This window comes from Nocardia jejuensis NBRC 103114 (genome assembly GCF_001613145.1).
Classification (GTDB): domain Bacteria; phylum Actinomycetota; class Actinomycetes; order Mycobacteriales; family Mycobacteriaceae; genus Nocardia; species Nocardia jejuensis.
Genome location: NZ_BDBU01000011.1, coordinates 21,525 through 33,092, shown reverse-complemented (window position 1 = coordinate 33,092; position 11,568 = coordinate 21,525). Strand labels below are relative to the sequence as shown.

Annotated in this window: 11 protein-coding genes; 7 read left to right on the top strand and 4 right to left on the bottom strand. The window is 68.0% G+C overall.

Features of this window, described 5'->3' with window-relative positions:
* Positions 1-8: 8 nt before the first annotated feature.
* Entirely contained in the window at positions 9-1,262 is a 1,254-nt protein-coding gene (locus tag NJ1_RS08565; RefSeq protein WP_084477889.1) for an amidase family protein, read from the top strand.
* Positions 1,263-1,368: 106 nt separating this feature from the next.
* Here the strand turns inward: NJ1_RS08565 and NJ1_RS08560 are convergent, their stop codons facing one another.
* Positions 1,369-2,634, bottom strand: a complete 1,266-nt coding sequence (locus NJ1_RS08560; RefSeq protein WP_067689941.1) for an amidohydrolase family protein — start codon at positions 2,632-2,634, stop codon at positions 1,369-1,371.
* Between the two features lie 83 nt (positions 2,635-2,717).
* The gene (locus NJ1_RS08555; RefSeq protein ID WP_218025150.1) at positions 2,718-3,389 is read right to left on the bottom strand and encodes a GntR family transcriptional regulator; all 672 of its coding nucleotides are present in this window, start codon (positions 3,387-3,389) and stop codon (positions 2,718-2,720) included.
* 194 nt (positions 3,390-3,583) lie between these two features.
* Between NJ1_RS08555 and NJ1_RS08550 the strand changes: the two genes are divergently transcribed.
* The 5 genes from NJ1_RS08550 (at position 3,584) to NJ1_RS08530 (ending at position 8,638) form a co-directional block, all read left to right on the top strand.
* Complete coding sequence (locus NJ1_RS08550; protein WP_067689938.1) at positions 3,584-4,333, top strand: sulfite exporter TauE/SafE family protein; 750 nt, start codon at positions 3,584-3,586, stop codon at positions 4,331-4,333.
* Between the two features lie 42 nt (positions 4,334-4,375).
* Entirely contained in the window at positions 4,376-5,575 is a 1,200-nt protein-coding gene (locus NJ1_RS08545; protein WP_067689936.1) for an amidohydrolase, read from the top strand.
* A gap of 70 nt (positions 5,576-5,645) precedes the next feature.
* Positions 5,646-6,488 carry an ABC transporter ATP-binding protein gene (locus NJ1_RS08540; protein WP_084477887.1) on the top strand — a complete coding sequence of 281 codons (843 nt, stop codon included), beginning with the start codon at positions 5,646-5,648 and terminating at the stop codon, positions 6,486-6,488.
* Positions 6,485-7,459: an ABC transporter permease gene (locus tag NJ1_RS08535; protein WP_157573841.1), complete on the top strand. Its 975-nt coding sequence runs from the start codon at positions 6,485-6,487 to the stop codon at positions 7,457-7,459. Before NJ1_RS08540 ends, NJ1_RS08535 begins: the two co-directional genes overlap by 4 nt.
* Before the next feature lie 48 nt (positions 7,460-7,507).
* Positions 7,508-8,638: a hypothetical protein gene (locus tag NJ1_RS08530; RefSeq protein WP_084477886.1), complete on the top strand. Its 1,131-nt coding sequence runs from the start codon at positions 7,508-7,510 to the stop codon at positions 8,636-8,638.
* Between the two features lie 69 nt (positions 8,639-8,707).
* On the opposite strand, the gene NJ1_RS08525 is transcribed toward NJ1_RS08530, so the two are convergent.
* Both NJ1_RS08525 and NJ1_RS08520 read right to left on the bottom strand, forming a co-directional pair.
* Entirely contained in the window at positions 8,708-9,256 is a 549-nt protein-coding gene (locus NJ1_RS08525) for a DivIVA domain-containing protein (protein ID WP_218025149.1), read from the bottom strand.
* 67 nt (positions 9,257-9,323) lie between these two features.
* Positions 9,324-9,989 (bottom strand): TetR/AcrR family transcriptional regulator, encoded by a 666-nt coding sequence (locus NJ1_RS08520; protein WP_067689926.1) that lies wholly within the window; start codon positions 9,987-9,989, stop codon positions 9,324-9,326.
* Between the two features lie 32 nt (positions 9,990-10,021).
* Between NJ1_RS08520 and NJ1_RS08515 the strand changes: the two genes are divergently transcribed.
* Positions 10,022-11,515: a flavin-containing monooxygenase gene (locus tag NJ1_RS08515; RefSeq protein WP_067689923.1), complete on the top strand. Its 1,494-nt coding sequence runs from the start codon at positions 10,022-10,024 to the stop codon at positions 11,513-11,515.
* Positions 11,516-11,568: the final 53 nt, after the last annotated feature.

The following is an 11,568-nucleotide window of genomic DNA, read 5'->3' as shown; positions in this document are numbered from 1 at the left end:
AGCGACCGATGAACGTGCGGTGCGCGTGCGGGACAGCCGACATCGGCGAGTCGGCGGCGGTTCACCACGGCAGCGATAGTGCCTGTGACACAGCGCATTCGGCTGCCATCGACGACACGGTGTGGCGCGCGGTCGGTACACCACTGGTCGCCGCCACCCGGCCGGGCGTACTGACCGGCTGCACCGTCGCGGTGAAGGACCTGTACGCCGTGGCCGGATTCGCGATCGGCGCGGGCGTTCGCGACTACCCGGCGCAGCCGCAGATCGCTCACTCGGCCGTGGTCGCGGCCCTGCTGGACAACGGCGCCGACATCACCGGTATCACTCAGACGGACGAGTTCGCCTACAGCATCACCGGAAGCAACGGCCGATACGGCATGCCGGTGAATCCGGCCGCGCCCGAGCGTGTTCCGGGCGGGTCGTCGAGCGGATCGGCCGTCGCCGTGGCCGCCGGCCAGGTCCACGTCGGACTCGGGACCGACACCGCCGGATCGATCCGAGTGCCCGGCGCGTACCAGGGGTTGTGGGGGATTCGCGCCACTCGCGGACGCCTCGGCCCGCAGGGCCTGTTGCCGCTGGCACAGTCCTTCGACGCCGTCGGCTGGCTCACCCGCGACCCGCACACGCTCGCGTCAGTCGCGGAATGCCTGATGCCACAGCCCGAACCGACCGCGCGGGCGCAACTGGTGGTGGATCCGGCCCTGTGCGCACTCGCTCACCCCGCACTGGCACAGGCGGCACTCTCGGCCGCACGCCGGCTGAACGCCGCCCCGATCGATCTGGCCGCGGATATCGAGCATTGGTCCCAAGCCTTCCGCGCGGTCCAGGCGCGCGAAGCGTGGGCGAATCACGGCGCCTGGATCACCGCCCACCCGGGTGCTCTGGAACCCGAAGTGGCCCAGCGCTTCTCCTACGCCTCCACCATCACCGCCGCCGAGACCCAGGCCGCGCGCGCCGTGCTGGCTGTCGCCTCGGCTCAGCTCCGCGCGGCTCTCACCGAGCGAATCCTCGTACTCCCGACCACCGCGACCCTCCCGCCCCCGCGCGACACCCCGGCTGCCGCACTGGAAACCGGCCGGGCCCGCACCCTGCAGCTCACCTGCCCGGCCTCGATCGCGGGGCTGCCCGCGATCACCGTCCCCGTCCGCCGAATCGACGGTATCCCCGTGGGCCTGTGCTTCCTGGGTGCGCCCGGCACGGACCGCTCCCTCATCGACCGCGCTGGTGAGGCCTCGGAAATCCTGACCTCGCAGGCGCTCTGACCGAGGGTCACCTCGGCCGGGGTCCGGCCCGGCACACGCGACCACGAGAACCAGTCACCCCACGTCGTGCCTCGTTGCGGACCCGGCGAACGACTCTGCGACGGGATCAGTGCACAGCGTGCGCGGCGGGGAGCAGTTGCCGGGTGCTGGTGGTGCGGGCGACCATTCGGCCGGATTTGATCACATAGCAGCGATCCGGGCGGTCCAGCAGGGCCTGGGCCACTCGGGTGGCGGACAGGACCACCAGGTCCGCGCGGGCGCCCACCCGCAGTCCGTAGCTGTCGGCGATGCCGATCACCCGGGACGCCTCGGTGGTCGCCATGGCCAGCACCCTGGTCAGGTCGGCGGGACCGGCGAGGTGCGAGGTCTGAGCCAGGAACAATCCGATGTCCAAGAGATCCGCGTTGCCGTAGGGGGTGAAGGCATTGCGAATGTTGTTGGAGGAGTAGGCGGTGGTGATTCCCGCCGCCCAGAGCTCGCGGATCGGCGCGATGCCCCGCCGGGCGTTGGTGGTGTCGGCGCGACCGCCCAGATGCATGTCGGTGGCGGGCAGCGGGACCACCGCGACCCCGGCCGCGGACAGGCGCGCGAGGGTCGCGGTCCGGTCCTCGCGTGTTCGCCCGGCCAGGGAGGTCATGTGGCCCAGGGTGACTCGGCCGCCGAACCCGGCGCGCGTGGTGGCCTCGGCGATGTAGTCGGCCATGGCGAAGCGCGGATCGGAGGCATCATCGGCGAAGTCGGCGTGCATGTCCACGGGCACCTCGAATTCGGCGGCCAGTTCGAAGACGAGGTCGATGTGCCGGCGGCAGTCGGGCACCGAGCGCTCGTTATAGGTGCAGCCGCCCATCACGTCGGCCCCCGCGCGCAGGGCCTCGCGCAGGAGCGCGAGAGTGCCCGGGGCCCGCAGGATTCCCTCCTGCGGGAACGCGACGATCTGGATGTCGATCATGCCGCGGTATTCCTCGCGCAGTTCGGCGACGGCGTGCACTCCGCGCAGCCCGACGATCGGGTCGACGTCGGGATGGGCGCGAATGACTGTGGTGCCGTTCATGATTGCCAGGTCCAGCACCCGCCGCGCACGATCCTTGATCGATTCGACGGTGAAGCCGCGCTTGAGCTCGGCGGTGATCGCGATCGCCCCGGCGAGCGTGCCGTCGGTCGCGGGGCGTTCGGCATCGAGAAAGGCCTTGTCCAGGTGGACATGGGATTCGATCAGGCCGGGAATGACGACCCGTCCCGCGCAGTCGATGTCCTCCGGCGCCGTGGTCGCGAGTCCGGGGCCGATCTCGCTGATGAGCCCATCGGTGACGGCGATGTCGACCGGGTCGATATCGTCGTCGATGCGTGCCGCGCGCAACACCAGATCGGCCATGAACGTCCTCCCGGAGCAGATAGTGACACTGGTTGTATACGACCGGAGTGTTTCCGTCAGGGGTGATGCGTGCTTCGGTGGTGTTACGAAGTGTCTTGGCGCGCAGCGGTTTCGGGCTGTCGATGCTGGCGGTAGGCATAGGTCGCGTGCGCGATGTGCTCGGTGACCAGGCGCGCGGCGAGTTCGGGATCACCGGCTTGCAGTGCGGCGCAGATCTGTTCGTGCTCGTCCCAGGAATCACCGGCGCGGCGCGGCAGTTCCACCGCGTACACCCAGGCGATCTTCCAGCTCAGCTGCGTGATCAGCTGACGCAGCAGGGTGCTGCCCGACGCTTCGGCCAGCACTTCGTGGAATCGGCTGTTGAGGCGGGTCAACTCGTCGAGGCGGCCCTCGCGCACGGCATCCTGTCCCAGTGCGGTGAGTTCCTTGAGTCGGCCCAGTTGTTCGGGAGTGCGCCGCACCGCGGCGCGGGAGGCGCACAGCGGTTCCAGTCGAGCGCGGATCTCGAGCAGATCGGCCGCCTCCTCCTCGGTGAGTTCGGCGACGAACACTCCCGCGTACGGCCGTGACGAGGCGAAACCCTCGGCCTCGAGGATGCGCAGCGCCTCGCGCACCGGAACGCGAGAGACGCCGTAACTCTCGGCCAGGGCCTCCTCGGTGAGGCGCTGACCGGGTGCGAAAACCCCGCGGACGATGTCGTCGCGAATGGCACGGCACAGCTGCTGCGGTGTCATGCGGCGGACGGTGCTGCTCACAACGGCCTCACCTGTCGACTCGGTGGAACAAGGGGGGTTGCATACGATCCATCGTGGCCCCGCCGGATGGTATGTCGCAAATCTACTGCAGTTCTCGGCAACCCGGGTGCACGGAAGCGACCCGACTGCGTTCGGCTCGCCCGGTGGGGTCGTTTTGTATACGATGCGCTGCACATTCTGTCCGAAAGGATTTCATGGATCCCGCGCATCTACTACTGCTGCTCGTCGCCGGTTTCGGGGCTGGTGTGTGCAACGCCATCGCCGGCGGCGGCAGCCTGCTCTCGTTCCCCGCGCTGCTGGCCACGGGGTTGCCGCCGGTCGCGGCCACGGTCACCAATTCGGTGTCGGTGTGGCCGGGCTACCTGGGCGGTGCGGCCGCCCTGCGCAAGCGACTCGACGAGCATCGGGCGCTGCTGCCGGCGCTGGTCGTGACCGGTGTGGCCGGAGCGGGCGGTGGCGTCATCGCCCTGCTGGCCGCACCGCCCACGGTGTTCGCCGCCCTGGTGCCGTACCTCGTGCTCTCGGCCACGGCGCTTTTCGCCGCGCAGCCCTTCCTGTCCAGAAAACTGTCCGCGCGTCGGGGCGAGGGTGATTCCCGGTTGCTGTTGTTCGCGGGCGTTTTTCTCGGTGCGGTCTACGGCGCGTACTTCAACGGCGGTATGGGCATCGTGTTGCTGACCGCCCTGGCCCTGGGAATCGACGCCTCGATCACCATGCTCAACGGGCTGAAAAGCGTTCTCACGCTGACCGTCTCGACGACCGCCATGATCGCCGTGGCACTGTTCGGGCCGGTGCACTGGGGAGCCGTCGCGGTCTTGGCGCCCGCCTGCCTGGTGGGTGGCATCGCCGGTGCGAAGCTCGCTGATCGGCTGCAGCCCGATGCCTTCCGTGCGGTGGTCATTCTCTTCGGCGCGGGTGCGGGCACCGCGATGCTGCTGGCCTGATCGCCCAACCCTTCCACTGATTCCCGAACGAAGGATGTATCGATGAACGACCTGCTGCTGCGCGGCGGACGCCCCTGGACGCCCGGCAGTCCCCTCGGGACCGCCGACATCCTGATCACCGGCGGCACGATCACCGAGATCGGCCCGGGCCTCACCGCCCCCGCTCACACCACGATCGATCTCGCGGGTGCGCTGGTGCTACCCGGCCTGGTGGACGCGCACTGCCACCTGGACAAGACCATGTACGGCGGACCGTGGGTGCCCAATACCGGCGGGCTCACCCTGCGGGGGCGCATCGACAACGGTGAGGGTCGTCGTGACGAACTCGGCCTGCCCAGCGCCGAGTATGCCGCGAACCTGTTGGGCGCCATGATCTCCGGCGGCACCGCACATGTGCGCAGTCATATCGACATCGACCCCGAGGTCGGATTGCGTGGCGTCGAGGCGGTGCGCGCGGCCGCCGAGCGCTACGCCGATCGGGTGGACGTGCAGCTGGTGGCCTTTCCGCAGGGCGGCCTGATGAACCGGCCCGGTACGGGCGCACTCCTGGAAGCCGCCCTCGCCGACGGTGTGGCGGCGATCGGCGGCCTGGATCCGGCGGGTTTCGACGGCGACCCGACCGGTCAGCTCGACCTGATCTTCGGGCTCGCCGAGAAGTACGGCGCGCGGATCGATATCCACCTGCACGATCGCGGCGCGCTCGGCGCGTGGCAGTACGACCTGATCATCGAACGCACCCGCGCCACCGGACTCGCGGGCCGGGTGACCATCAGTCACGCCTACGCTATGGGCGAACTCGCTCCGGACGAGCAGCGGCGGATCGCCGCGGACCTCGCCGAGGCCGGGGTGTCCATGGTGACCTGCGCGGTCGGTGACGCACCGGTGGTGCCGCTGCGCACCATGCGTGCCGCGGGTGCGGCGCTGGCACTGGGCAACGACGGCATACGCGATCTGTGGACCCCGTACGGTGACGGAGACATGCTGCGGCGCATCATGACCGTCGCCTTCCGGGACCGCCTGGTCGCCGATCCGGAGATCGAGCTGGCGCTGCGTGCGGGCACCTACGGCGGTGCGGAGGTACTGGGTCTGACCGACTACGGCCTCACCGCGGGCTCGGCCGCCGACCTGTTCGTGGTGGACGCCGAAACCCCGGCTGCCGCCGTCGTTTCGGTGCCCGTGCGCACGCTCGTGGTCAAGCGTGGGCGTGTCGTGGCGCGCGATGGTCAGCTCGTCGCACACTGATCGTATACGAAACAGGCGTGTAATCGTTCGGACCGCATGCGGAAATGAGCTCCCGATAGAACTGTGAAGCATGAGCCCCACCGCTTCACAAGCCCATACCGGCGACGGCCGGGCCGATATCCCCGCTGCCGCCCACGACGGCAACGTATACGGCCCGGCCCTCGCGTTCCGGAACGTCTCCCTGGTCTTCGAGAACGGCACACACGCGCTCGACGGCATCGACATCGCCATCCGCCCACACGAATTCGTCTCCGTGGTCGGTCCGTCCGGCTGCGGCAAATCCACCCTGCTGCGCCTGGCCTCCGGATTCGAACAACCCACGGCGGGCGCGGTGGACGTCGCGGCCGCCACCCTGGGCTACGTCTTCCAGGAGGCCACCCTGCTGCCCTGGCGGTCGGTGCTGCGCAATGTGGAACTGCCCGCCGAACTCGCGGGGGTGGACAGGGCCGCGCGCCGGGCCGCCGCCCGCGAAGCCATCGAGCTGGTCGGCCTGACGGGATTCGAAAACCACAAGCCCGCACAGCTTTCCGGCGGAATGCGGATGCGCGCCTCCATCGCCCGCGCGCTGACCGGCGCACCGGAGGTGTTCCTGTTCGACGAACCCTTCGGCGCGCTCGACGAGATCACCCGCCAGCGTCTCAACGAGGTGGTCGGTGGCCTGTATCGCCGCTCCGCCTTCACCGGCGTCTTCGTCACCCACTCGGTCGCCGAGGCGGTCTTCATGTCCACGCGGGTCGTCGTCATGACCGGTCGTCCGGGCCGGGTGGCCGCGGATATCGCGGTCCCCCTGGACTTCCCGCGCACCCCGGAACTGCGCTACACCCCCGAATTCGGCGAGATCGCCGCCACCGTGTCGGCCGCGCTGCACGACGCCGAACGCGCGCACGCCCCGGCCGCGGGGAGGGCCGCATGACTGTCGCCGACACCCACGCGTTCACGAACCGGCACGCGCAGCCGCCGACATCGGCCGGGGCGTCGCCGGCGGATCTGCACACCCGACCGAAGGGCGAATCGATGCCGGAGCCGACATCCGTGCCCGCCTCGCGAATCGAGCCCGAGGCGACCGTCGATGGGGTGCCGTCCCGCCGGAAGACACTGTGGCCGTTCGCGATCGCTCCGATTCGAGTCGTCGCCCCGGTGCTGGTGTTCCTGCTGGTGATGGCGGCCTGGAGCGTCGCGAGTCACCTCGTGATCGCCCCGGACTCGCGGTTCCTGCTGCCGCCGCCGGAGGACGTGTTCCGAAAGGGCCTGCTGGAGGCGAGCACTCGCGCGGAAATCCTGTCCGCACTGGGCTCCACGGTGCAGATCGCGCTGACCGGCCTGGCGCTGGCGATCGTGCTCGGCGTCGGGTTCGCGGTGATCATGAGTCAGGCGCGGTGGGCGGAGTACTCGCTGTATCCGTATGCCGTGGTCCTGCAGACCATTCCGGTGCTGGCGGTGGTGCCGCTGTTCGGATTCTGGTTCGGTTACGAGTTCGGCAGCCGGGTCATCGTATGCGTGATGGTGTCGCTGTTCCCGGTCATCACCAACACTCTGCTCGGAGTGAAATCTGTGAAGGCCGCCGAGCACGACCTGTTCACCCTGCACGGGGCGTCGCGCCGGCAGCGATTGCTCAAATTGCAACTGCCCGCCGCGCTTCCGGCGATGATCTCGGGATTCAAGATCTCCGGCGGGATGGCCATCATCGGATCCATCGTGGCCGACTTCTTCTTTCGCCAGGGCGATCCCGGAATCGGCCGCATGATCGACGTCTACCGCCAGCGCCTGGCCACCGAGGAACTCATCACCGCTCTGCTGCTGTCCTCACTGGTCGGTCTGATCCTGTTCTGGGTCTTCGACTTCCTGGCCGGCCGCGTCGATCGAGCGCACGGAAACCACACCTGAACCTTTGCTCCGCAACAGTTTTCGCACACCGAGATCCAAGGAAAGCCCGTGAAGAAACGTGTCCTGCTCGCTGCCGCTCTGCTGGGCAGCACCCTGTTGACCGCCTGTGGCGGCGGCGATTCAGCACCCAAGCCCACCGGACAGGGTGAACTCGCCGGCGTCTGTCCCGCCACCGTCGTCATCCAAACCGATTGGTACGCGACCCCCGAGCGCGCCGCCGCCTATCAGCTCGTCGGCCCCAACGGCACGGTCGATGCCAAGAAGGGCGCGTACGTCGGCCCGCTCGGCGATACCGGCGTCAACGTCGAGGTGCGCCTGGGCGGCCCGTTCCTGGGCGGGCAGCCGGTTCCGGCGCAGATGTATCAGGACACCGGCATCACCCTCGGACTGGTGCCCACCGACGAGCAGGTGCAGGCCGCCGCCAAGTTCCCGCTGACCGGCGTGTTCGCCTCTCTCGACATCAATCCGCAGATCCTCATGTGGGATCCGGCGACCTATCGGATCGATTCGTGGAAGGACGTGGCCGCCTCCGGCGCCCCTGTCGTCTACTCCGAGGGCAAGATCTATATGGACTACCTGATCGCCCACGGTGACGTGCGCAAGGAACAGGCCGACGCCTCCTTCGACGGCACGCCCAGCCGCTTCGTGGCCGAGAAGGGCCGGGTCATGCAGCAGGGTTACGTCTCCAATGAGCCGTACCGCTGGGAGCACGACGTGAAGGGCTGGCAGAAGGCCACCGGTCATCTGCTGGTCCAGCAGGCCGGGTACGAGATCTATCCGCACGCCTGGTCGGTGCGCAGCGGGCAGCTCGCCGAGCTCAGCCCCTGTCTGAAGAAGCTGGTGCCGATGCTGCAGCAGGCCGAGATCGACTATGTGACCGATCCCGAACCGACGAACCAGGCGTTGCTGAAGATCTCCCAGACCATTCCCGACGGCCCGCCGATCACCGCGGCGGGCAATACCGACTCGGTGAAGGTGCAACTCGCGGAGAAGATCGTCGGCAACGGACCCGACAGCACGCTGGGCAATTTCGACACCGAGCGGGTGGATCGCGCCATCGCCCAGGTCGTGCCGCTGCTGCGCACTCGTGGTCAGCAGGTCCCGGACGGCTTGTCCGCCAAGGATCTGGTGACCAACGAATTCATCGATCCGGCAAAGGGTGTCAAGCCCCAGGGCTGAGTCGGTGCTCCCGGGTCGCACGGCCGCGCGCCGCGAGAGATGTGCTCGCGCGGCCCGCGGCCGTCCGCGTCAGCGGGAGGCCTTGAGCTGGTGGGCCACCAGGTCCAGGAAAGCGTCCACCTCGGGCTTGTGGTAGGCGGCGGTGGCGCCGGTGGCGGTGGGGAAGACGGTGTCGCGGACTTCGTCGGGGGTGAGGCCGTTGGGGCCGTCGTGGGCGAGGGTGGCGGCGAGGCGGTCCAGGAACGCGCCCACCTCGTCGGCGACGTAGCCGGTGAAACCCAGTGGGGGAGCGGAGAATTGGATGCGCAGGACGGCTTCGTGGGTGAGCGGGTCCTGTTCGCGGCCCGAGGGGATGCGGTGCGAGCCGCGGCGCAGGAACTCCAGGTCGACGCAGATCTGGTCGAGGAACTCGTCGACCTGTTCGCAGTCGTAGCCGTGATTGCCCGGGACGGGGGTGTCGAATTCGGCCATCCGGATGTCCGCTGCGGTGAGATTGTCGCGTCCGATCAGCGAATCGGCGATGCGCGCGCAGAAGGCATCGACCTGGCCACGGTGGTAGGCCTCGCGGCCCGGCGCTGCGAAACCGAAGCGCGCGCGGCGGACGTCCTCTGGGGTCACGGGGGCCATTGTGCCAATGGTGTCATGTCCGAATTGCTGCCGCCCCAGTCGAATCCGGGCGCTCGGTTCAGTCCTTGCGAACGCCGTCGATGAGCAGTCGGCGAATCGCCTGGCTGAGGTCCTCGACGGCGTTCTCGTCGGGATCTCGCAGGCCGTGCACTATCGCGGCCAGAATCATGCCGGTGACCGCGCGCGCGGTATTCCTGGTGTCCAGGTCCGCGCGCAGGTAGCCCAGTTCCACGCCGTGCTCGAGGTAGCCCGCGGTGAGCGCGTCGGCGGTGTCCAGGAGCCCGTACAGGCGCATGGTCAGCTCGGTGTCGATACCGGTGGCCTGGAACAGCAGCATCTGCGCCACGCGCCGGTCCTGAAGGAAGATTTGGTTCAGCGCACCGCCGATCCGATCGACCTGGGCCCGGTATTCCTGCAGGGTCGCCGCGGCATCGGGCGCGTTGTCGGTCCCGAGCGTATCGATGATCCTGGCCGCCAGATCGTCGATCACGTGATCGATGATGTCGCGCTTGTTGGCGAAGTACCGGTAGAACGTGCCGTGCCCGATCCCCAGCTCGGAGGCTATGTCCGCGATGCCGGTGGCGTGGTAGCCCCGCTCGGCGAACAGCACGAACGAGGTATCGATGATCTCTTGGCGGAGCTCGGCCTTGCGCCGTTCGATACGAGAGGATGGCTTCGTCACGCCCCCGATGATACGGTGTTCACAAACGGAATGAGATGTCATTCTATGACAAATGAGTCACAGGGAGGTTCGGCGTGGCACCTCAGTACGACGCCATCGTGGTCGGTGCGGGATTCGGCGGCATGGGTGCCGGTATTCAGCTGGACCGGCTCGGCTTGAGCAATTTCGTGATCCTCGAGCGTGAGAACGACCTCGGCGGCACCTGGCACGTGAATCACTATCCGGGCCTGGCGGTGGACATCGCCTCGGTCACCTACTCGTACTCTTTCGAGCCCAACCCGCACTGGACCCGACTGTTCGCGCCGGGCACCGAGCTCAAGAAGTACGCCGAGCACGTCGCGGACAAGTACGACCTGCGCCGGCGCATGCGCTTCGATACGGTCGTCGGCGGCGCGCGCTGGGACGAGGAACAGCAGCACTGGGTGGTCTCGATCGAGAACGGCGAATCCCTCACCGCGCGTTACATTCTCGCGGCCACCGGCTTCCTGTCCCAGCCCTACACCCCGCCGTTCCCCGGTATCGACACCTTCGCGGGCAAGATCATCCACACCACCGCGTGGGACAACGACTTCGACCTGACCGGCCGCAAGGCCGCCATCATCGGCACCGGCGCGACCGCCGTGCAGTTGATCCCCGAGGTCGCCAAGAAGGCCGACGCGCTGACCGTCTTCCAGCGCACCCCGATCTGGGTCGTGCCCAAGGTCGACACCGCCATCCCGAAGCCGGTGCAGACGCTCTTCGAGCGCGTCCCGGCGACGCAGAAGGCCGCCCGCATGGTCAACACCACCATGCTCGAGGCGCTCATGGTGGTCGGCGTGCTGCACTTCAAGCAGGCCAAGCCGCTGAACAAGGCCGCCGCCCTGCTGGCCAAGGCGCACCTGCGGACCTCGGTGAAGGACAAGGAAACCCGCAGGAAGCTGACTCCGGACTACGACTTCGGCTGCAAGCGCCCGACCTTCTCGAACCTCTACTTCAAGACGTTCAACGAGGAGCACGTGCGACTCGAGACCAACTCGATCGATCACATCGAACCGGACGGCATCGTCACCGCCGACGGCCACAAGACCGAGATCGACACCCTGATCCTGGCCACCGGTTTCAATCTGTGGGACGTGAACTTCCCGGCGATCGAGATCATCGGCCGCGACGGGGTCAACCTCGGAAAGTTCTGGCGTGACAACCGCTTCCAGGCCTACGAGGGCATCACGGTGCCGAAGTTCCCGAACTTCATCAGCCTCAACAGCCCGTACTCCTACAGCGGCCTGTCCTACTTCACCACCATCGAAGCCCAGATGAAGCACATGGGCCGGTTGTTCGGTGAGATGTTCCGTCGTGGTGAGAAGACCTTCGAGGTCACCGAGCACGCCAACACCGAGTTCCTGGATCGCGTCACCGACAAGCTGGACTCCTCGGTGTTCTACAGCGGCCAGTGCTCCACCGCGCGCAGCTACTACTACAACCAGCACGGCGAGGCCGCCCTGCTGCGCCCGACCAGCACCGTCAACGCCCATCGCGAGGCGGTGAGCTTCCCGCTCGACGACTACACCTACGGGTCGGCGTCGGTCTGATCGGAGTTACGCGTCGAACCAGCGAAGCGGAGGCAATCAAACTCAGGTCGGCG